18 protein-coding genes and 2 pseudogenes are annotated in these 21408 nt (G+C 65.6%); 9 read left to right on the top strand and 11 right to left on the bottom strand.

All coding sequences use genetic code 11. From position 1 onward, the window contains the following. Positions 1-49 precede the first annotated feature (49 nt). From H8B02_RS30540 to H8B02_RS30530, 3 genes and pseudogenes are all read left to right on the top strand, one after another. Entirely contained in the window at positions 50-538 is a 489-nt protein-coding gene (locus H8B02_RS30540; protein ID WP_050404515.1) for a YciE/YciF ferroxidase family protein, read from the top strand. A 23-nt stretch (positions 539-561) separates the two neighbouring features. Further along, positions 562-748 (top strand): annotated as a pseudogene (locus tag H8B02_RS30535) (DUF4142 domain-containing protein); the annotation flags it as partial. A gap of 392 nt (positions 749-1140) precedes the next feature. Beyond that, a complete protein-coding gene (locus H8B02_RS30530) occupies positions 1141-2388 on the top strand; it encodes a DUF763 domain-containing protein (RefSeq protein WP_229169620.1) in 1248 nt (415 codons plus the stop codon). Positions 2389-2397: 9 nt separating this feature from the next. Here H8B02_RS30530 and H8B02_RS30525 read toward each other — a convergent pair whose 3' ends face one another. Next, positions 2398-3204 (bottom strand): enoyl-CoA hydratase/isomerase family protein, encoded by an 807-nt coding sequence (locus H8B02_RS30525; protein WP_229169619.1) that lies wholly within the window; start codon positions 3202-3204, stop codon positions 2398-2400. Between the two features lie 74 nt (positions 3205-3278). Here H8B02_RS30525 and nthA point away from each other — a divergent pair, with 74 nt between their 5' ends. From nthA to H8B02_RS30510, 3 genes are read left to right on the top strand one after another with little or no spacing between them, the layout of a single operon-like run. Then, positions 3279-3908, top strand: a complete 630-nt coding sequence (gene nthA, locus H8B02_RS30520) for a nitrile hydratase subunit alpha (protein ID WP_229169618.1) — start codon at positions 3279-3281, stop codon at positions 3906-3908. After that, entirely contained in the window at positions 3905-4564 is a 660-nt protein-coding gene (gene nthB / locus H8B02_RS30515) for a nitrile hydratase subunit beta (protein ID WP_229169617.1), read from the top strand. Before nthA ends, nthB begins: the two co-directional genes overlap by 4 nt. Beyond that, positions 4564-4941, top strand: a complete 378-nt coding sequence (locus H8B02_RS30510) for a nitrile hydratase accessory protein (protein ID WP_229169616.1) — start codon at positions 4564-4566, stop codon at positions 4939-4941. The genes nthB and H8B02_RS30510 overlap by 1 nt, the downstream gene beginning before the upstream one ends. A 306-nt stretch (positions 4942-5247) precedes the next feature. On the opposite strand, the gene queC is transcribed toward H8B02_RS30510, so the two are convergent. Beyond that, positions 5248-5967, bottom strand: coding sequence for a 7-cyano-7-deazaguanine synthase QueC (gene queC, locus H8B02_RS30505; RefSeq protein ID WP_229169615.1), 720 nt, complete (start codon positions 5965-5967; stop codon positions 5248-5250). A 128-nt stretch (positions 5968-6095) separates the two neighbouring features. On the opposite strand from queC, the gene mazG reads away from it, so the two are divergent. After that, on the top strand, positions 6096-6950 hold the full coding sequence (gene mazG / locus H8B02_RS30500; protein WP_229169614.1) for a nucleoside triphosphate pyrophosphohydrolase: 855 nt from the start codon (positions 6096-6098) through the stop codon (positions 6948-6950). 171 nt (positions 6951-7121) lie between these two features. Here the strand turns inward: mazG and mgtE are convergent, their stop codons facing one another. From mgtE to dusB, 9 genes and pseudogenes are all read right to left on the bottom strand, one after another. Next, entirely contained in the window at positions 7122-8516 is a 1395-nt protein-coding gene (gene mgtE, locus H8B02_RS30495; RefSeq protein WP_376711728.1) for a magnesium transporter, read from the bottom strand. 133 nt (positions 8517-8649) lie between these two features. Then, positions 8650-9825: an FAD-dependent oxidoreductase gene (locus H8B02_RS30490; protein ID WP_229169613.1), complete on the bottom strand. Its 1176-nt coding sequence runs from the start codon at positions 9823-9825 to the stop codon at positions 8650-8652. Between the two features lie 43 nt (positions 9826-9868). Further along, positions 9869-11262 (bottom strand): annotated as a pseudogene (hflX, locus tag H8B02_RS30485) (GTPase HflX). 11 nt (positions 11263-11273) lie between these two features. After that, complete coding sequence (hfq, locus tag H8B02_RS30480; RefSeq protein WP_006020546.1) at positions 11274-11522, bottom strand: RNA chaperone Hfq; 249 nt, start codon at positions 11520-11522, stop codon at positions 11274-11276. Between the two features lie 370 nt (positions 11523-11892). Further along, positions 11893-13263, bottom strand: a complete 1371-nt coding sequence (ntrX, locus tag H8B02_RS30475; RefSeq protein ID WP_028331957.1) for a nitrogen assimilation response regulator NtrX — start codon at positions 13261-13263, stop codon at positions 11893-11895. 17 nt (positions 13264-13280) lie between these two features. After that, positions 13281-15755, bottom strand: coding sequence for a sensor histidine kinase NtrY-like (locus tag H8B02_RS30470; protein WP_229169612.1), 2475 nt, complete (start codon positions 15753-15755; stop codon positions 13281-13283). A gap of 178 nt (positions 15756-15933) precedes the next feature. Continuing rightward, the gene (gene ntrC / locus H8B02_RS30465; RefSeq protein WP_029084144.1) at positions 15934-17376 is read right to left on the bottom strand and encodes a nitrogen regulation protein NR(I); all 1443 of its coding nucleotides are present in this window, start codon (positions 17374-17376) and stop codon (positions 15934-15936) included. 9 nt (positions 17377-17385) lie between these two features. Continuing rightward, positions 17386-18552, bottom strand: coding sequence for a two-component system sensor histidine kinase NtrB (locus H8B02_RS30460; protein ID WP_092114488.1), 1167 nt, complete (start codon positions 18550-18552; stop codon positions 17386-17388). Next, positions 18549-19550: a tRNA dihydrouridine synthase DusB gene (gene dusB, locus H8B02_RS30455; RefSeq protein ID WP_229169621.1), complete on the bottom strand. Its 1002-nt coding sequence runs from the start codon at positions 19548-19550 to the stop codon at positions 18549-18551. The genes H8B02_RS30460 and dusB overlap by 4 nt, the downstream gene beginning before the upstream one ends. Before the next feature lie 284 nt (positions 19551-19834). Between dusB and H8B02_RS30450 the strand changes: the two genes are divergently transcribed. Both H8B02_RS30450 and H8B02_RS30445 read left to right on the top strand, forming a co-directional pair. Beyond that, on the top strand, positions 19835-21046 hold the full coding sequence (locus H8B02_RS30450) for a bifunctional 2-C-methyl-D-erythritol 4-phosphate cytidylyltransferase/2-C-methyl-D-erythritol 2,4-cyclodiphosphate synthase (protein WP_229169611.1): 1212 nt from the start codon (positions 19835-19837) through the stop codon (positions 21044-21046). A gap of 1 nt (position 21047) precedes the next feature. Continuing rightward, positions 21048-21408: CinA family protein (locus H8B02_RS30445; RefSeq protein WP_229169610.1), on the top strand; the 361-nt coding region annotated here is incomplete at its 3' end.

Genomic DNA, 21408 nt, shown 5'->3' with positions numbered 1-21408 from the left:
CAGACTGCCTGTTGTGGGTACGGATCAACCCAAACCCACGGAGCTACCAATGTCGGAGAAAGACCTCAGCGCCCTCTTCCTCGATACCCTCAAGGACATCTACTACGCCGAAAAGCAGATCCTCAAGGCGCTGCCACGCATGGCCAAAGCCGCCGGGTCGGACCAGCTGCGTGCCGCCTTCGAGAAGCATCATGACGAGACCGAAGGACAGATCGATCGGCTGGAGCAGATCTTCGATCTGATGGGCAAGCCGGCGCGTGGCAAGAAGTGCGACGCCATCGAGGGTATCCTCGACGAAGGCAAGGAGATCATGGAGGAGTACGCCGACACTCCGGCGCTTGATCCGGGCCTGGTCTCCGCGGCGCAGGCGGTCGAGCATTACGAGATCGCCCGTTACGGCACACTGAAGGCATGGGCCACCAAGCTCAGCATGAAGGACGCCGTCAAGCTCATCGACCAGACCTTGGCCGAAGAAAAGAAGACGGATGAAGCGCTCACGAAGCTCGCCGTCAGCGCCATCAACGCCGAAGCGGCCTGAGGAGCCGGTTGCGCGACGCCAAGGCGGACGACTTCGCCAGCGAGTACGATCCGATGCAGGTCAGCGCCCACAAGGACGCCGTCTCGCTGTTCGAACGCTACGCCAATGGCGGCGACGATCCGAAGCTGAAGGACTGGGCCGGCAAGACCCCTGCCGGCGCTCCAGCACCATCTCGCAATGGCGCAGGGCCCGGACAAGAACCGAAAGTAGTTGCCAGTCGCCGGCAGCCCCCGATCCGGCTGCCGGCGGCCCGGCTGAAGCGAAAGGCACAATCACGGATTGCCCCGCTGTTCCGGCGTCATGAGGCAATTCCAGCGGCGCAACTCGACGCCATGCGCATCTAACGCACGGAACTTCGGCACGCGGCGGCGCTCGTCGCGGTGGGGATGCTGCTCGCCACCGCCTTCTTAGCCATCGCCCAGATATTCCGGCCGGGTCTCCGTAGGGTCGACAGCGAGACGTTTGGCGACCACAATCCCCTCGCGATCCTCGACGGGCTGCCAATGAGTCGATGACAGACTGATCGTCGAGGATAGTCTGCCTCGACTCACGGACGTCGCATCGAGGCTCGATCGAAGGCGTGATCCAAGATTTGGAGACCGATGGCCCGACGTACCGGCAGCGCTGATCTCCCGCTCCATGGTGGACGCGTGCCGCCGTGGCTGGCGGAGCGCATGGCGACGCTGGGGGCGATCATCACGCAGGCCGTGGTCCATCATTACGGCCGTGACGCGTTCCTGCAGCGGCTCTCGCATCCGTTCTGGTTCCAGTCGTTCGGTGCCGTGATGGGCATGGACTGGCATTCGTCTGGTATCACCACGAGCGTCATCGGCGCGCTCAAGCGCGGGCTTGCGCCGCTGCAGGACGAGCTCGGCATCTATGTCTGCGGCGGCCGCGGCAAGCATTCGCGGCGCACGCCGGACGAATTGTCGGCGCTGGGCGAGCGGACCGGCGTCGACGGCGTTGCCCTCACCCGCGCCAGCCGTCTGGTCGCCAAGGTCGACAGCGCCGCGGTCCAGGACGGTTTCGAGCTCTATCTGCACGGCTTCTTCGTCACCGCGGACGGCAAATGGACCGTGGTCCAGCAAGGCATGAACGATCACAAGCGGCAGGCACGACGCTATCACTGGCACTCCGAGGGGCTGCGCAGCTTCGTCGACGAACCGCACAGCGCGATCGACGGTCCGTCGCAGGGCGAGATCGTCAATCTCACCGACCACCGCGCCGACGCCTCGCGCCAGGCGCAGCTCGATCTGCTCGCCGCGCTCGGTCCCGACGGCATCGCGCATGAATATGCCGAACTGACCGAGAAGGTCGAAGCGCAGGGCGATCTGTTGCACCTGATCATGCCCGAGCATCACGACGTGCGATCGAGCGATGTCTTCATCCGCCGCCTGCACGGCACCCTCGCCGCCGCGGCGGAATGCGGGCCGCTGGATTTCCCCGAGCTGCTGCTCACGCCCGGCGTCGGCGCCCGCACCGTCGAGTCGCTCGCCATGGTCGCCGAGGTCGTCCACGGGACGCCGTACCGTTTCCACGATCCCGCGCGCTTCTCGCTCGCGCATGGCGGCAAGGACCGTCATCCGTTTCCGGTGCCGATCAAGGTCTATGATGAGACCATCGGCGTGCTGAAATCGGCGGTGCAGCTGGCCAAGCTCGGCCGCGACGAGGAACTGCAGGCGCTGAAGCGGCTGGATGACCAGGCCCGCAGGCTCGAGCTGACCGCAACCGGCCCGTCATTCGACGCCTACGTGGCCAACGAGCGCGCGCGTTCGCCTGATCTCGACGGCCGCTCGGTGTTCGGCTGGGAGGCCGACCTCGCCGGCCGCGACCGCATCACCAAACCTTAGGCGCACCTGTCAGCGTCCCCTGAAGCGCGGCTTGCGCCGTCCGAGGAAGGCCGCAACGCCCTCCTTGTGATCCTCGGTCAGGCTCGCCAGCGCGAACTGGTCGAGATCCATGTGGCTGGCGAGATCGTCGAGCGCATGCGCCAGCCGGTTGACCGTCAGCTTGGTCATCGCCACCGAAATCGGCGGCTGGGCGGCGACCTTGGCCGCGAGCGCCATCGCAGCGTCATACGATTTGCCCGGATCAGTCACCTGCTCCACCAGGCCCCATTCGTAAGCCTCGTCGGCCGAGATCCGGTCGTCGGCCAGGATCACGGCCTGCTTGGTGCGCGCCGGCCCGATCAGATGCAGCATGCGCGGCACGCTCTGCCAGCTCATGTTCATGCCAAGCGCGATCTCCGGCACGCGCAGATGCGCATCGCGCGCCATGACCCTGAAATCCAGCGCAACCGCGAGCGCCACGCCGCCGCCGACGCAGAAGCCCTCGATCGCGCCGATCGTGACCTGTTCCATCTCCTGCCAGGCACGTGTCAGCCGCGGCCCGAGCTTCAGGTGACGGCGCAGCGTGCCCATATCCATGGTCTGGCGCGAGCGCCCTTCGGCATCCTTGAGGTCGAAGCCGGCGCTGAACGATTTGGCGCCGCCGGCCAGCACCACCACCGAGGTTTCGCCATCGTCCTCAAAACTGCGCGCCGCATCGGTCAGCTGCCGCAGCGCCTCCGGCGACAGCGCGTTGATACCGTCGCCGCGGTCGAACCGCACCATCGCGATGCGGCCCTCCGGTCCGAGGCCCTTTTCGATCGTCACATCGTCAACCACGCATACCTCCCCGCTCGCATTGTTGTGTACTGCTTGCCTCGACATAGCACGGCGGTTTCGCCTATTCTGTTGATATGAGCGAACATGATCACCACCACCACGATCACGACCATTCCGAACTGTCGGAGACCGAACTGCGCGTCCGCGCGCTGGAATCGATCCTGACCGAAAAGGGCTATGTCGAGGCTGCCGCGCTCGACGCCATCGTGCAGGCCTATGAGACGAAGATCGGCCCGCATAACGGCGCCAGGGTCGTCGCCAAGGCCTGGTCCGATCCCGCCTTCAAGAAGGCGCTGCTCGAGGACGCCAGCAAGGCGGTCGGCACCCTCGGCCATGTCAGCCGGGTCGGCGACCATCTGGTCGCGATCGAGAACACGCCCGGCCGTCACAACATGGTCGTCTGCACTTTGTGCTCCTGTTACCCCTGGGAGATGCTTGGCCTGCCACCGGTCTGGTACAAGGGATCGCCGTATCGCTCGCGCGCGGTCAAGGATCCACGCGGCGTGCTCGCCGATTTCGGCGTGAGCCTTCCGAAGGAGACGGAAATCCGGGTTTGGGACTCTACGGCTGAAACACGCTTCCTGGTGCTGCCGATGCGGCCCGCGGGCACCGAAGGCTGGAGCGAAGACCAACTTGCCGACCTCGTGACGCGCGATTCCATGATCGGCACCGGATTCCCGAAAACGCCGGGAGCACCGTCGTGAACGGCGTCCACGACATGGGCGGCATGGACGGGTTCGGCAAGGTCGAGCCCGAGCCGAACGAGCCGATGTTCCATCAGGAATGGGAGTCGCGGGTGCTCGCCATGGTCCGCGCGATGGGCGCGGCCGGCGCCTTCAACATCGATGCATCGCGCTTCTATCGCGAGACCCTGCCCCCGCAGGTCTATCTGTCGAGTTCCTACTACAGGAAATGGCTGCTCGGGCTGGAGGCCCTGCTGCTCGACAAGGGCTTTATCTCGAAGGACGACGTCGCAGCCGGACATTCCGTCGCGCCGGCGAAATCGCTCAAGCACGGCAAGTTCTCGATCGCGGACGTCGAGCGCATCATGGTGCGCGGCAAGTTCGGCCGCACCGCACCGGCGCCGGCGAAATTCAAGGCCGGCGATCGGGTGCGGGCGAAGAACATCCATCCCGCCACCCACACGCGGCTGCCGCGCTACGTGCGCGGTCGTGTCGGGGTGGTCGAGCGCGATCATGGCTGTCACGTGTTTCCCGATACGGTAGCCAACGATGCCGGCGAGCATCCGCAATGGCTGTACACCGTCGTGTTCGATGGACACGAACTGTGGGGACCGGACTCCGATCCGACCATCAAGGTCTCGATCGACGCGTTCGAGCCGTATCTGGAGGCGGTTTGATGGATGCCGGCGCCGCCGCGCGCGCGACCAGCGCCGTGTCCAGCATTCCCCGCGATCAGGACGGCCCGGTGTTCCGCGCGCCGTGGGAAGCGCAGGCGTTCGCCATGGCGTTGACGCTGCATGACCGCGGCGTGTTCACCTGGCCCGAATGGGCCGCCGCCCTCGCCGATCAGATCAAGCGCGCGCAGGCTGCCGGCGATCCCGACACCGGCGAGACCTATTACCAGCATTGGCTCGCGACGCTCGAACACCTCGTTGCCGCCAAGGGCGTCACGACACCGGAGACGCTGCACCGCTACCGCGACGCCTGGGACCACGCCGCCGACCGCACCCCGCACGGCCAGCCGATCGTGCTGACGGCGGCGGATTTTGCGTAGCGGCACGCTCTCCTTGTTGCCATTCGCCCGCTCAAGCAGCTTGTTCGGTGTCATCACCCACGCATGCGAGGGCTTTGCGGGTGATCCAGTTTTCCAGAGACGGGAGTGCTGGAGCCGAGACGCCGCAGCGCACCGGGTCGCCCGATCGAGCCGCACCTGCACGATTTCTGAATAATAGAAGAATGCCGCTGATTTGCCCGACGTGTCAAGTTGCCGTGTCGAACGCCGGCGGCCGCCGGCACCTTTGCATGGGGTTGTTTTCGATATTTTGGTAGTGCGCCCCTGCGGAGGGCTATCAGCCCACGGTTACGGGCCACCCTGCGCGACATATTCCCGCCAGCCCCTGGCCCGCAGGCTGCAGGCCGGGCATTCGCCGCAGCCATAGCCCCAATCGTGCTGGGCGCCGCGTTCGCCGAGATAGCAGGTGTGAGAGTGCTCGCGGATCAGATCGACCAGCCCTGCCCCGCCGAGCTCGTGCGCGAGCCGCCAGGTCGCGGCCTTGTCGAGCCACATCAGCGGCGTGTGCAGTTCGAAATCCCTCGCCATGCCGAGACTGAGCGCGGACTGTAACGCCTTGATGGTCTCGTCGCGGCAATCCGGATAGCCGGAATAGTCGGTCTCGCACATGCCGCCGATGATGTGGCGGATGCCGCGCCGATAGGCCAGCGCCCCAGCGAAGGTGAGGAACACCAAATTGCGGCCGGGCACGAAGGTGTTCGGCAACCCGTCCGCGCCCATTTCGATCGCGACGTCGCGGGTCAGCGCGGTGTCTGAAATCTCCGACAACGTCGGGATCGCCAGCGTGTGCCTGTCGCCGAGCTTTGCTGCCCAATCCGGCCGCAGCGCCCTGATCCCGTCCAGCAGGCGGTCGCGGCAGTCGAGCTCGATCGCGTGGCGCTGGCCGTAGGTGAAGCCGAGCATTTCGACGCGCGCGAAGCGGTCCAACGCCCAGGCCAGACAGGTGGTGGAATCCTGGCCGCCGGAAAACAGCACCAGCGCGGTGTCGGAATTGTTCTGATCGGTCATGAGACGCGATTTAGCACCTGACGGCGCCGCGGCCAATCCGTGGACAGCGCCGTGTTTCCGGCGTGTTTTGCTGGGATCGGGAGGGGTGTTTTGGCATAAAGCCAGGACCTCCCTAATGCCGGTGTCCCATGACCCCTTCCCGCGACATTTCCCGCCTGATCGAGATCATGGCTGCGCTGCGCACGCCGGTGACCGGCTGCCCATGGGACCTCGTGCAGAATTTCGAGACCATCGCGCCCTACACGATCGAGGAAGCCTATGAAGTCGCGGATGCGATCGCGCGCGGCGACTTCGAGGATTTGCGCGAGGAGCTCGGCGACCTCCTGCTGCAGGTGGTCTATCACGCAAGGATGGCCGAGGAGCAGAACGCGTTTGCGTTCGGAGATGTGGTCGAGGCGATCACGAAGAAGATGATCCGCCGTCATCCGCACGTCTTTGCCGACAAGGACGGCAATATCCAGCCCGCCGGCGTCAAGAGTGCCTGGGAGCGCATCAAGGCCGAGGAGAAGGCCGAGCGCGCCGCGCGGCGGCCCCCGGAAGAGACCGCGCACAAATCCTTGCTCTCAAGCGTGAAGGCCGGCCTCCCTGCCCTGACGCGGGCGATGGAGTTGCAGCGCAAGGCATCCACCGTCGGCTTCGACTGGAACGATCCGCGCGCCGTGCTCGCCAAGATCCGCGAGGAGGCCGACGAGATCGAGGCCGCGCTCGACCGCAACGACAAGCAGGAAATTGCGGAAGAAACCGGCGACCTGATGTTCGCACTGGTCAACCTCGCCCGCCACGTCGACGCCGATCCGGAAACCGCACTGCGCGCGACCAACGCCAAGTTTGAGCGGCGGTTTGCCTATATCGAGAAGGCGCTGGCCGCGAGGGGCCGCTCGCTCGACGGCGCGACGCTGGAAGAGATGGACGCGCTGTGGAACGAAGCGAAGACCGCCGCCACTGCTGTCGTCCCTGCGAAAGCAGGGACCCATACCGCGTGATCTAACGATTGGGTGACGATGACAGTCCTGCGCAAGTCATCGGCGGGCGAAGTTGTAGTGCGGAACTGCGACCAAGCCCAATAGCTATGGCCGGTGGTTATGGGTCCCTGCTTTCGCAGGGACGACATCGAATATGTAGAGGGGCCGCGTCAAAATGCGCAGTCCCTCACCTCACAGCAGCGTGCCATGCAGGATGACCGCCGCAACGCCGAAATAGATCACAAGGCCGGTGACGTCGACCAGCGTCGCGACGAACGGCGCGGACGCGCTGGCCGGATCGAATCCGATGCGCTTGAGGATGAACGGCAGCATCGAGCCGCATAGCGATCCGAAGGTGACGATGCCGACCAGCGCGGCGCCGACGGTGATGGCCACCAGCATCCAATGCGGGCCGTAGTCGAACAGGCCAAGCGTCTGCCAGAGCGTGATCCTGACGATGCCGATCAAGCCCAGGATGGCGCCGAGCACGATACCGGTCGGCAGTTCGCGCATCGCGACACGCCACCAGTCGCGCAGCCGCACCTCGTGCAGCGCCAGCGAGCGGATCAGGAGCGAGGTGGCTTGGGAGCCGGAATTGCCGCCGGAGCTCATGATCAGCGGGATGAACAGCGTCAGGACGATCGCCTTCTCGAGTTCGCTCTGGTACGACTGCATCGCGGTTGCGGTCAGCATTTCCGAGAGGAACAGCGCGCAGAGCCAGCCGCCGCGCTTCTTGATCATTTCGAGGAAGCCGATCCGCAGATAAGGCTCGTCGATCGCTTCCATGCCGCCGAACTTCTGGGCGTCCTCGGTCGATTCCTCGACGATGGCGTCGATGACGTCGTCGACCGTGACGATGCCGAGGATATGGCCGGGGCCGTCGACGACGGCGACCGCGAGCAGATCGTAGCGCGAGATCAGCCGCGCCGCCTCCATGCGGTCGGCCTCCGGCGAGATCATCAGCGGCTTCCGCGCCGGTGCCGCGGTGAGCACATTGGCATGCGGATCGGCCGAGATCAGGCGGCGCAGCGGCACCGCCTGGATCAGCGTCTTCTTGACCGGGTCGATCACGAAGATCGAGTAGACGGTCTCGCGGGTGCGCTCGACCATCCGGATGTGATGCAGGACCTCGGCGATGGTCCAGTTCGAGGGCACGCTGACGAACTCGGTCGTCATGATGCTGCCGGCGCTGCGCTCGGGATAGGCCAGCAGCCCCGAGATGACGTTGCGGGTATCCGGATTGAGGCCGTTCAGCAGCGTGGTACGCAGCGGCTCGACCAGTTCCTTGAAGATGTCGGCGGCGCGGTCGTCGGAGACGCCCGACAGCAGCGACACCGCCGTGTCGTTCGGCAGCTCGGCCAGGATCTCGCAGGTGTTGTCGAGCCCGGGCAGGTCGAGCACTTCGATCGCCTTCTCGGCCGGCAGCGATTGCAGCAGCTTCGCCGCATCCGCCGGCTCCCGGGCATTGAGGGCATCAACGATCTCGGCGCCCGCACATGGGCGAGGTCCCCGCTCTGGCCGGCGAGCGTGTCGTGGGTGATGGTTTCGCTGGTGTCCTGCATCGATCGGCCTCGGCTTTGCGTCCAGCAGCGCAATGAACCAAGGCGGCGCAGATTTCAAACAGAAAGTGCGGCGGCGCGTCGCAGGCGCGGTCGAGTGAAGCCGCGTCACGGCGCCGTCACATTTCGGGAGATCGCGCGGTGCCGTACCGGAGAGCCGATCAGGCCCGGCTGAACAGTTTCGCGGCGTCGTCCACCGCCTGGCGCGCGGCGGCGAGATCCGGCGTCTCGTTGTCGTCGTTGAAGCCGAAATAGTCGTTTTCGCCGACCGGCTGGACGACGATGCCGTCGCGCCGGCCGAGCACGCTGAGGTTGCGGTAGAAGACGCCGTAATTGACGTCCGGCTGAGGAATGAGCCAGGCGATCTGGCCGCGCACCGGAACGATGCTCTCGTCACGAAACAGCGCACGGGCGCCGTAGCCGGTGCAGTTGACAATGACAGTTTCGCGGATCTTCGAAAGATCGGACGGCGTCTGTAACTCGATTGGCACGAACAGCCCGCCGGCGCGCTGAAACTCCGCTTCGAGCTGACGGTAGAGATCCGTGACGTTGTAGGTGAGCGAGGCGCTTTTCCACGCGTATGGTGCGGGAAACGGATTTGATCCGGCGGCCAGCAAGTCCCATCGCGGCGTGAGCGACCTGATCCGGCCGCGCAATTCGAGGAATTTCTTCTGGCCATCGCCCGAGGCATGCTGGCGCCTGTGCGGACGGCCGTCGGCGTCGGGCGCGTCGTCGGAGAGCAAGTAGCGATCGGTCCATTCGATCGGATTGCCGGCAAGACCGAGATAGCTTTGATGGGTGGCAAAGGTCGTGCGCGCCATCCGCTCCCAGCGGTCGGCAAAGTCCGGCGTGACGTCTGCTTCCATCGCGATACGCGAATCCGGCGACCAGTCCCCGGTGGCACGCGCCGAGCGCACCTGCGGAAAGCGCTCCTTGGCGTAGATCGTAACGGTCGCGCCCATCCTCTGGGCTGTGATCGCAGTCGTCAGACCGATCGCGCCGGCGCCAAGGACGGCAATGTTGCGCGCGCTCAATTGCAGGGCGAGCGGCACGGCCTCCTGCGCGGCGCCCCAGGACAGCGACCAGCCGCTGCCGCCGTGCCCGTAATTATGGACGACGTATTTGCTGTCGATCCATTCCGCTTCGATGCGCGGACCGGCAGCGCGGAACGGACGCAGGCATACCGTGACACGAAACATACGGTCTGGACGCGCGAGAACCGGACGGAGCGCGGGTGCGTCGACGAAGGCAGCGTTGTCGGCAACCCCACGCGTTGAAATCCCTGCGACCGCAGCGCTCGCCAGGCCGCCGCCGAGAAATGTTCGACGGTTGAACATCGATCCCCTTCGATCCCCCTTGCCGCCGCGGATGTCCGGGACGCTACGTCCCGTGCGGCAAAGCATCGAATCGTGACATGACGATGTCGCGCTTGGTCTCATCGACCCGCACCGTCATGTCGAAGCGCTCGCCATTGAGCTCCTTGTTCAGGACCTCGGCATTGCGATGCAGCCAGCTGATGCCGGCGCCGTCGGAGGCATCGATCGAAAGATTGAGCGTGATGCGCTTGGCCGCGAGGCGATCCTCTATCGCGGTCAAGAGCTCATTGATCCCCTCGCCTGTGACGGCCGAGACCAGGAAGCACGGCCGCTCCGGCGGCCGGCGCGCGGCGATGTTGCGCAGATTGTCCCGCTCCTCCGGATCGAAGCGGTCGATCTTGTTCCAGACCTCGATGATGCGCTGGCCGCCGTCGGCGTCGGATCGATCCCGAGCTGGTGCAGCACCGCCTCGACGTCGCGCTCCTGCGCCTCCGCATCCTCGTGAGAGATGTCGCGGACATGCAGGATGATGTCGGCTTCCAGCACCTCCTCCAGCGTAGCACGGAACGCGGCCACCAGCTGGGTCGGCAGATTGGAGATGAAGCCGACCGTGTCCGACAGCATCGCCTTGCCGCCATGCGGCAGGTTGAGCGCACGCAGGGTCGGGTCGAGCGTCGCAAACAGCATGTCGGCGGCTTGCACGTCGGCGCGCGTCAGCCGATTGAACAGGGTCGATTTGCCGGCATTGGTGTAGCCGACCAGCGCAACGACTCGGTACGGCACGCGCTGGCGTCCGGCGCGGTGCAACCGCCTCGTCGCCTGCACCTTCTTCAGCTCGTTCTCCAGCCGTGTGATGCGGTCGCCAATCAGGCGGCGGTCGGCCTCGATCTGGGTCTCGCCTGGACCGCCCATGAAGCCGAAGCCGCCGCGCTGGCGCTCAAGATGGGTCCATGACCGCACCAGGCGACTGCGCTGGTAATTCAGATGGGCAAGCTCGACCTGCAGCGCGCCTTCCTTGGTCTTGGCGCGGCGGCCGAAGATTTCCAGGATCAGGCCGGTACGGTCGAGCACCTTGGTGCTCCAGGCCTTCTCGAGGTTACGCTGCTGGATCGGCGACAACGCGCAATCCATCACCACGAGCTCGACCTTGTCGCCGGCGACGAGGCCGTTGATCTCCTCGACCTTGCCCTTGCCGAGATAGGTCGCGGGCCGGATCTGGCTGATCGGCGCGACGACGGATTCCACCACGGTGAGGTCGATCGCACCGGCGAGGCCGGCGGCTTCCTCGATCCGCGCTTCGTAGTCGCGGACAGACGAATCCGTTTGCGCATCGCCGTCGCCACGGCGCACGCGCAGGTACGGGCCGATGACGATCACCCGCCCGGTGCTCAAGTCCCCCGCCGACCCGGGCCTAGACTTGGTCCGGTCGACGCCCCCTTCAGGATTGAAGGGTTCCAATCAGTTCACTCTCAAGCCGGTGCGTCCTCACCACCTTCGAACAGCTGAATCGGAGCGCCGGGCATGATGGTCGAGATCGCGTGCTTGTAGACAAGCTGCGAGTGACCGTCGCGCCGCAGCAGCAAGCAGAAATTGTCGAACCATGTGACAATGCCCTGCAGCTTTACCCCGTTGACCAGAAATATCGTCAGTGGCGTTTTTGTTTTACGAACGTGATTAAGGAAGGTGTCTTGTAGATTTTGTGCGCGGTCTGCCGCCATTGTTTTTGTCCCGCAGGCTTGTGCTTCTTTTTATTGAACCGGTTGCGGCTCTCTGACGGAGCCTCCTCCGGCTGCCCACCTGCCCTGAGATCCCCCTCTGGCAGGTGTAGCGGTAGGATTAGAGGCCACGCGCGGTTTTTAGGCAAGCCGGTTCGCGGTGCAGTCGGTAGGAACACGGTGGCAATTCTAAGAAAGCGCAGGGAAAGAGATGAATATTCTCGTGGAGAGTGGATAAATCCCCCGGTTGTGCCGGCCCTGCCCTCGCCTCGCGTGCCCACCCGGACCCGAGCCTGGCTCCTGCTTCCCCGGCGGGTGACCGCCGAGGCTTCGCGCCAAGCCGCCGGCGATTGCCGGCCCAGGCGTATCGGGGTCAGCCGACCCCTAGCGCCTTCAGCTTGCGATGCAGCGCCGAGCGCTCCATGCCGACGAACTCCGCGGTGCGCGAGATGTTGCCGGAGAAGCGGCTGATCTGGGCGATCAGATAGTCGCGCTCGAACACTTCGCGCGCCTCGCGCAGCGGCAAGCCCATGATGTGCTCGCCATTGTTGGAGGTCGGCATCGCCGGCACCATGGAGCCGACGTCCTGCGGCAGCATGTCGGCGGTGATGATCGCCTCCGGCCCGCCTCCGGCCAGGATCATCACGCGTTCGACATTGTTGCGGAGTTGGCGGACGTTGCCCGGCCAGACATGCGATTGCAGCACGGCCATCGCGTCCTGCCCGATCTGCCGCTTCGGCAGGCCGGTGGCCGCCGAGATCTGGTCCATGAAATAGTCGATCAGTTCGGGGATGTCCTCGCGGCGCTCCGACAGCGGCGGCACCCGGATCGGCACCACCGAGAGGCGATGATAGAGATCCTCGCGGAAACGGCCCGCTGCGATCTCCTCCTCGAGGTTGCGCGCGGTCGAGGAGATGATGCGGACGTCGACATGGACCTTGCCGGTGCCGCCCTGGCGCTGGAAGGTCTGATCGACCAGCACGCGCAGGATCTTGTTCTGGGTCTCGCGCGGCATGTCCGCGATCTCGTCGATGAACAGCGTGCCGCCATGCGCTTCCTCGAGCGCGCCGGCCTTGCGCTGCTGCTCGCCGTTCGATCCCTCGATGCCGAACAGCTCGATCTCCATGCGCTCCGGCGTGATCGCGGCCGCATTGATCACCACGAACGGCCCCTCGGCGCGTCCGGAGGCGTGATGCAGCGTGCGCGCGGCGAGCTCCTTGCCGGCGCCGGAGGGGCCGACGATCAGGATGCGGCTGTTGGCCTTGGCGGCGCGGTCGATGGTCTGGCGCAGCTGGTTCATGCAGGCCGAGCGGCCGGTCAGGACGCTCGCCGCCGGCGCCAGTTGCTTGAGCTCCTTCACCTCGCGCTTGAGCCGCGAGGTCTCCAGCGCCCGCGTCGCCACCAGGATCAGCCGGTCCGACTTGAACGGCTTCTCGATGAAGTCATAGGCGCCGCGCTTGATCGCCGCGACGGCGGTTTCGATGTTGCCGTGGCCGGAGATCATCACGACCGGCAGATCGGCATTGTCCTTCTTGATCTGCTCGAGCAGTTGCAGGCCGTCGAGCTTGGAGCCCTGCAGCCAGATGTCGAGGAAGACCAGGTTCGGGCGGCGGTTGGCGATCTCGGCAAGCGCCGAATCGCTGTCGCGCGCGGTGCGCGTGGAGAACCCCTCATCGTCCAGGATACCCGCAACGAGGTCGCGAATGTCAGCTTCGTCGTCGACAATCAGAATGTCACTTGCCATGGGTTACACCTGCGTTGTCAGTCGCCCGTCGCGGCTTTGATTCTTGGCTGTTGGCTTCTTGGCTCTTGTGCATTTGGCTCTTGGTTATTTGGTTCTTGCTGATCGGGTTCTTGGATTGGTTGTTGGATTTTTGGTTCATTGTTGGTCGCTTGTGCCGGGCCGTTGGTCGGCTCTTGCGGCGGATTTTTTTCGCTGACGGGGTCGGATGATTTCACGTCCGGCTTTTGTTCCTTGTTCTCCGGCTTGTTCTCCGGCTTGGCAGCCTGGCCCGTGACGGAAAAGCGCAGCCGCATCCAGGCACCGCGCTGGCCGTCGCGAAAATCCGACGCGTCCTTGAGCTCGATGCGGCCGCCATGGTCTTCGAGAACACGGCCGACGATCGCGAGTCCAAGACCGGTGCCCTTGGCCCGCGTCGTGACATAGGGCTCGAGCAGGCGCGCGCGGGCGACCTTGGGCAGGCCGATGCCGTTGTCGACGACATCGATCAGGATGTCGTCACCCTCGCGCTGCGCCACGACGTCGATGCGGCCCTTGCCGAGCTCCTCGCGCGGGACCTGCTCGATCGCCTCGGTCGCGTTCTTGATGATGTTGGTCAGCGCCTGCGAGATCAGCCGGCGGTCGAACTGTGCGGGCAGCGGCGACTGCTTGATGTCGGCCTCGATGTCGAGATCGGGATGCGCGACCTTCATCAGGAACACCGCCTGACGCACCACGTCGGCGACATCCTCGCCTTCCATCACGGGCTTCGGCATCCGCGCGAAGCGCGAGAACTCGTCGACCATGCGCCTGATGTCGTCGACCTGGCGCACGATGGTGTCGGTGCACTGCTCGAAGATCGACTTGTCCTTCTCTTCGGTGATGGTCTTACCGAACTTGCGGCGGATCCGCTCGGCGGAGAGCTGGATCGGGGTCAGTGGATTCTTGATCTCGTGGGCGATGCGGCGAGCGACGTCGCCCCAGGCCGAGGTGCGCTGCGCGGAGACCAGTTCGGTGATGTCGTCGAGCGTGATGATGTAGCTGTCGCGGGACTGGCTGGTCTGCTCGGCCGAGACGCGAACCGACAGATTGCGCTCATTGCCATCGCGCAGGATGGTGACCTGCCCCTGCACCAGGCGCTGCGTGCCCTCGCGTGCCGTCTTCATCATCTCGTCGAGTTCGGGCAGCACGTCCGAGAGCGGATGGCCGAGCGTCTCCGATTCGGCATGCCCGATCAGCTTCTCCGCCGAGCGATTGAGGACGCCGATGGTGCCTGAGGCATCGACCCCGATGATGCCAGCGCTGGCCGACGACAGCACCGCTTCGATGAACCGGCGGCGGCTGTCGATGGTCTCGCTGGCGTCGACCAGCTCGTTGCGCTGGGTGCGTAGCTCCTGGGTCATCTTGTTGAAGATTTCGCCGAGCAGCGCGAGGTCGCTTGCCGATTTGTGGACCGGCACTTGGACGTCGAGGTTACCGGTCGAGATCTCGCTCGCCGCGCCCATCAGCTGGCGGATCGGCGACACCAGCCCGTTGGCGAAGTTGAGGCCGATCAGCACGGAGGCCATCAGGATGGTCAGCGCGATCACCGCGAACATCAGCGCGAACGCCACCTGGATGCCGAGCCGACGGGTCTCGAGCTGGGCATATTCGGCCGCGCTGGTCTGGGTCTGCTTGAGCTGGGCAACGACCGCCGGATCAAGCAGCCGAGCCACATAGAGGAAGGTGTCGTCGAAGGTCTTGAGACGGACCACGGAGGCGACATAGCTCTCCGGGAACACCGAGATTTCGGGCTCGGTATCGTTGACCTTGCTCAGAAATTCGGGGGGCGGCAGCGCATAGCTCAGGTTGATCCCGGTCTCGGCGCTTTCCAGGATGTTGCCGTTCTTGTCCATCAGGACCACGACCGGCAGATTGCGCGCGGCCGCGGCGGCGGTCAGGAACTCGCGAAACGACAGGCGATCCTGGTCATAGAGCGGCGTGAGGCGCGCACGGGAGATGTCGTTGGCCATGCCCAGGATGTCGCCGCGGATCAGCTGCGCATGCTCCTGCATGTAGGCGCTGGCAATCGTCAGCGAGTTCTGGATCACCTCTTTGGTCGGACCCGAGAACAGCCGGTCGAGGCCGCGCTCGATGGTGACGTTGGCAACGATCGACACCAGCACGGCGGGCAGCACCGCGATCACCGAGAACAGGCCGACGATCTGCACATGCAGGCGCGCCGCCGCCCGGCCGCGCCGCCTCGCCTGCACCATCTGCCAGACTTCGCGGACGATGATGCCGACCAGCAGCAGGATCGTGCCGGCATTGATCATCAGGAACGAGCGGACCACCTCGGGCGTCGGCTCGATCGGGGTCAGGTTGGTCAGCACCACGAAGGTGAGGAAGCCGGACAGCAGCGCGATCGCCACGGCGAACGGCGCCAGCCAGCGCCGCAGCGGGAAGCCCCGCGCCTCTGCAGTGGGCTCGGCCGGGGGCGCGTGTAAAGTTGAAGCGGTGGTCTCTGCGCTGGTCATACCGGCAATTGAGCTGAGTGCGATCGCCCGCGGGAATTGCGAACTGATGCAATCATATCACAATGTTGCCGAATTGCGACATTTCCGCGGCGCAAACCGCGGTGCGGCGCCGTGTCCCTCAAAACCATTTGTGACTACTCAATAACGGTAGCGAGGCGCGCGCCCCGCCCCGTCAGCCCTAGCCCCCGCTCCGGTAGACCTGGATATCGAGGTCGCGGATCTTCTTGCGTAGCGTATTGCGGTTCAACCCGAGCAGGTCGGCGGCCCGGATCTGGTTGCCGCGGGTCGCGGCCAGCGCGGCGGTCAGAAGCGGGATCTCGATCTCCTTGAGGATGCGGTGGTAGAGGCCCGGCGGCGGCACGCCGTTCGGGAAGCCGGAGAAGTGCGAGGACAGATAGGCCTCCACGGCCCCGCCGAGATTGTCGACGCCGACGGTCGCGGTGCTGCCCGAGGTGACCGCCGGCGGCGCCAGCTCGCCGTCGATGACCGAGGCGGTGATGACGTCCTGCGGATAGAGCGCGGCGAGCCGCCGGGCGAGATTTTCCAGCTCGCGGACGTTACCCGGCCAGCGGTGCTGTTTGAGCCGCTCCAGCGCCTGGGTGTCGAGCTTCTTCGGCGGCAGACCGTCCTTCTCGGCGAGCGAGAAGAAGTGCCGGATCAGGTCGGGCAGATCCTCGATGCGCTCGCGCAGCGGCGGCAGCCGCAGCGGCACCACGTTGAGGCGGAAGAACAGATCTTCGCGGAACAGACCCTGCTGGATCAGGATGCGCAGATCCTTGTTGGAGGCCGCGACGATGCGCACGTCGGTCTTGATCGGCGTGCGGCCGCCGACGGTGGTGTATTCACCCTGCTGCAGCACGCGGAGCAGACGGGTCTGCGCCTCCATCGGCATGTCGCCGATCTCGTCGAGGAACAGCGTGCCGCCCTCGGCCTGCTCGAAGCGGCCGGAGGCGCGGGTGTTGGCGCCGGTGAAGGCGCCGCGCTCATGGCCGAACAATTCGGATTCGATCAGGTCGCGCGGGATCGCCGCCATGTTGACCGCGACGAACGGGCCGTTGCGGCGCCGGCCATAATCGTGCAGCGCGCGGGCGACGAGCTCCTTGCCGGTGCCTGACTCGCCGGAGATCATCACGGTGAGATCGGTCTGCATCAGCCGCGCCAGCACGCGGTAGATCTCCTGCATCGCCGGGGAGCGGCCGACCAGCGGAATCGAGTCGAACTCGCCGTCGTCGGCGGGACTGGAGACCCGCTCCTTCGGCTCGGCCAGCGCGCGGCCGACGATGGTGATCAGCTCCTTCAGGTCGAACGGCTTCGGCAGATATTCGTAGGCGCCGCGCTCGGAAGCGCGGATCGCGGTCATGAAGGTGTTCTGCGCACTCATCACGATGACAGGCAGGTTCGGCCGCATCTTCTTGATCCGCGGCAGCAGATCGAACGCGTTCTCGTCGGGCATCACCACGTCGGTGATGACGAGATCGCCCTCGCCCTGGCTGACCCAGCGCCACAGCGTGGCGGCGTTACCGGTCAGGCGCACCTCATAGCCGGCGCGCGACAGCGCCTGGTTCAGGACGGTCCGGATGGCGGTGTCGTCGTCAGCGACAAGTATGCTACCTGCAGGCATTGTTGTTCCTCATCGTGAGGCAGGCGAGGACGTACCCGGAACGTCATCGCGGTTGCTGTGATCGTGTTGCTTGGCGGCGCTGTACATCGGCATCAGCACGCGGAAGGTGGTCTTGCGCGGCTGCGACTCGCATTCGATGATGCCGCCGTGATCGCCAACGATCTTGGCGACCAGCGCAAGGCCGAGCCCGCTGCCGGTCTGCTTGGTGGTGACGAAGGGATCGAACAGGTTCGGCAACAGGTCTTCCGGCACGCCTGAGCCGTTGTCCTTGACGCAAAATTCCAGCGGCAGCGAGACCCGCGATTTCTTGCCTGGCACCGACAGCCGCACACCCGGCCGGAACGCCGTGGTGAGGTGGATCTCCGCATCGGTGCCGAGATCGGCAACCGCTTCGGCGGCGTTCTTCACGAGGTTGAGGAAGACCTGGATCAGCTGGTCCTGGTTGGCCAGCACCGGCGGCAGCGACGGATCATAGTCCTCGATGAAGCGGACGTTGCGGGCAAAGCCGGATTGCGCGAGGCGCTTCACATGATCGAGCACGGAATGGATGTTGACCGGGCCACGCGCCACCGGACGGTCGTCGCCGAACACTTCCATGCGGTCGACCAGCGTCACGATGCGGTCGGCCTCGTCGCAGATCAGCCGCGTCAGCAGCCTATCCTCCGAGGAAGCCTGCTGCTCCAGCAGCTGCGCGGCGCCGCGGATGCCGGACAGCGGGTTCTTGATCTCATGGGCGAGCATCGCGGCCAGCGCGATCACCGAGCGCGCAGCGCTGCGATGGGTGAGCTGGCGATCCATCTTGTCGGCGATGGTGCGCTCCTGCAGCATCACCACGATATGCCCGGGCCGCTCGGTCAGCGGCGCGACGTGCAGGTCGACCTGACGATCGCCGCCGATCCGCGGCGTGCCGAGATCGACCTTGTATTCATTGACCGGCGAGCCGCTCGCCCGCACCTGCTCGATCAGCGCGAGCAGCGGGCTGCCGAACGGCACCAGCTCCTTCAGCGACTGCCGGCGCAAGAATTGCGTCGAGATCTCAAAGAAGGATTCGGCGGCGATGTTGGCATCGACGATCCGTCCGTCGGGTGCGACCAGCAGCACCGGATTGGGCAGAGCGTTGAGGATGGCCTCGCCATCGGTCGGCACGGGTCGGCGAAATTCCATGGCTGACGTCATGCGGCAGCACTCCAGGCAAAGTCGTCATAGGCGTCCTCGAGCGCGCGATGCACGCTGGACGGCTGCTCCGAGGTCAGGATCGCCTGCCGCCAGGTCTTCAACGTTGCCGCCGGCGCGCAGCTATAGGCCGCAGCAGTCTCCAGCGCCCAGCCGAGATGCTTGCGCGCATGCCTGAGCCCGATACGCAGGCCATAATGGCTGCAGACCTCGTCATAGAGCGCGCGAACATGCTTGAGTTGCTCGGCGAGCGACGGCGCAGTCTCGGCGACCCCGGTCTCGAGCTGGCGACCGATCTGGCCGGGCAGCCAGGGCTGCCCCTGCGCGCCGCGGCCGATCATGACGGCGTCGGCGCCCGACATCTCCAGCGCGCCGAGCGCCTTGTCGAACGAGGTGATGTCGCCATTGACCACGACCGGGATCGTGACGGCGTCCTTGACCGCGCGCACCGCGCTCCAGTTGGCCTCGCCCTTGTAGAACTGGCAGCGCGTGCGGCCATGCACGGTGATCATCTGCACGCCTGACGCCTCGGCGCGGCGCGCCAATTCGGGCGCATTGAGCGAGCGATCGTCCCAGCCTAGTCGCATCTTCAGCGTCACCGGCACCTTGACCGCCGACAGCGTCGCCTCGATCAGCGTGACCGCGTGATCCAGATCGCACATCAGGGCCGAGCCGGACTGGCCACCGGTCACATGGCGCGCCGGGCAGCCCATGTTGATATCGATGATGTCGGCGCCGGCGCCCTCGGCGATCCGCGCGCCCTCGGCCATCCAATGGGTCTCGCAGCCGGCGAGCTGAACCACATGCGGCCCGATCCCGGCTGCCTCACAACGCAGCTTCGACATCGGCTTGCCGTTCACCAGATCGTCGCTGGCGGTCATCTCGGAGACCACCAGTCCGGCGCCCAAAGTGGCGGCGAGTCGCCGAAAGGGCGCGTCGGTGATGCCGGACATGGGCGCGAGGAGAACCCGGTTGGCGACAGCAATATCGCCTATCTTCAGTGGGTTACGAGGAGTACTTTGCACGCCGGTCACAGCCGTCTCGTCGTTCTGTCAGCCACGCCATTGCAGCTAACGCCGTCTATTCTGCGCACAATTCTTGTGCAGTCAAGGTTCATGCCTACGGTTTAGACATTCCTACCATCAGTGCAGGTGCACTGCAACAAAATCCGCTTTTCCCACAGTCATCGCAAACGCTCTGTTTTTGCGCAGCGGTCATGCTAAGGGCTGTGCGCGGCGGTCTCCGCCGCTCCCCTCATCACCGATTCGTCTGTCACTGGTTCAACATGTCGAAGCCTGAGCGTACCGCAGCCATCCTTGTCGCAGCCGGCCGCGGACTGCGCGCCGGCGCAGGCGGACCAAAGCAGTACCGGACGATCGGCGGAGAGACGGTGATCTATCGCGCCATGGAGGCGTTCTCCGGACACCCAGACGTGTTTGCGGTACAGCCGGTGGTCAATCCCGATGATGCCGCGCTGTTCGACGAAGCGGTGGCTGGCCTCCGCCATCAACCGCCGACGCCAGGCGGCGCGACCCGGCAGGCCTCGGTCCATGCCGGGCTCGAGGCGCTTGCCAGCGAGAAGCCCGATATCGTGCTGATCCACGATGCCGCGCGCCCCTTCGTCACCGCGGCCGTGATCTCGCGCGCGATCGCCGCGGCCGGCCGGACCGGCGCTGCGATCCCCGTGATTCCCGTCACCGACACGATCAAGGTCACCGGTGATACCGGCGATGTCGAGGCGACGCCGGAGCGCGCCCGCTTGCGGATCGCGCAGACGCCACAGGCATTTCGTTTCGACGTAATATTGGAGGCGCATCGTCGTGCCGCGCGCGAGCGCCGCAGCGATTTCACCGACGATGCCGCGCTTGCTGAATGGGCGGGATTGACCGTTGCGACGTTTGAAGGCGATGCTGCCAACATGAAACTCACCACACCCGAAGACTTCGTGCGCGAGGAAGCGCGGCTTGCGAGCCAGCTTGGCGACATCAGGACCGGCACCGGCTACGACGTGCACGCCTTTGGCGACGGCGACCATGTCATGATCTGCGGCGTGCGCGTGCCGCACACCAAAGGCTTCCTGGCGCATTCCGACGGCGATGTCGGGCTGCATGCGCTGGTCGACGCGATCCTCGGCGCGCTGGCCGACGGCGACATCGGCTCGCACTTCCCGCCGAGCGACGCCAAGTGGAAGGGCGCCTCCTCCGACCAGTTCCTGAAATATGCCGTTGAGCGCGTCACCGCGCGCGGCGGGCGGATCGCCAATCTCGAGGTGACGCTGATCTGCGAGCGGCCGAAGATCGGCCCGCTGCGCGACACCATGCGGGCGAAGATCGCGGAGATCTCCGGCGTCCACATCTCGCGCGTGGCGGTCAAGGCCACCACCAGCGAGCGGCTCGGCTTCACCGGCCGCGAGGAAGGCATCGCGGCAACCGCGAGCGCCACGGTCCGTTTGCCCTGGGACGACAAAGGTTGGGACGAAAAAGGCTGGGGTGCCTGACATGGGCGACAGCGACGCTCGTGCCCTCTCCCGCGCGCTGCTCGACCTGTGCCGGATGCGCAAGCTGACCATCGCGACCGCCGAATCCTGTACCGGCGGTCTGGTCGCCGGCGCGCTCACCGATATCCCCGGATCGTCCGACGTGATCGACCGCGGCTTCGTCACCTATTCGAACGAGGCCAAGCGGGCGATGCTCGGCGTCAAGGCGGCAACGCTGGAGACGTTCGGCGCGGTGAGCAAGGAAACCGCGACCGCGATGGCGATCGGCGCACTGGAAAAGGCCGGCGTCGACCTTGCGGTCTCGATCACCGGGATCGCGGGCCCCGGCGGCGCGACGCCGGGCAAGCCGGTCGGCCTGGTGC

The organism is Bradyrhizobium altum (assembly GCF_020889705.1).
In the GTDB taxonomy this organism is placed as follows: Bacteria; Pseudomonadota; Alphaproteobacteria; order Rhizobiales; family Xanthobacteraceae; genus Bradyrhizobium; species Bradyrhizobium altum.
The sequence above is the reverse complement of the archived record's forward strand: the minus strand, read 5'-3'. Positions and strand labels throughout refer to the sequence as shown.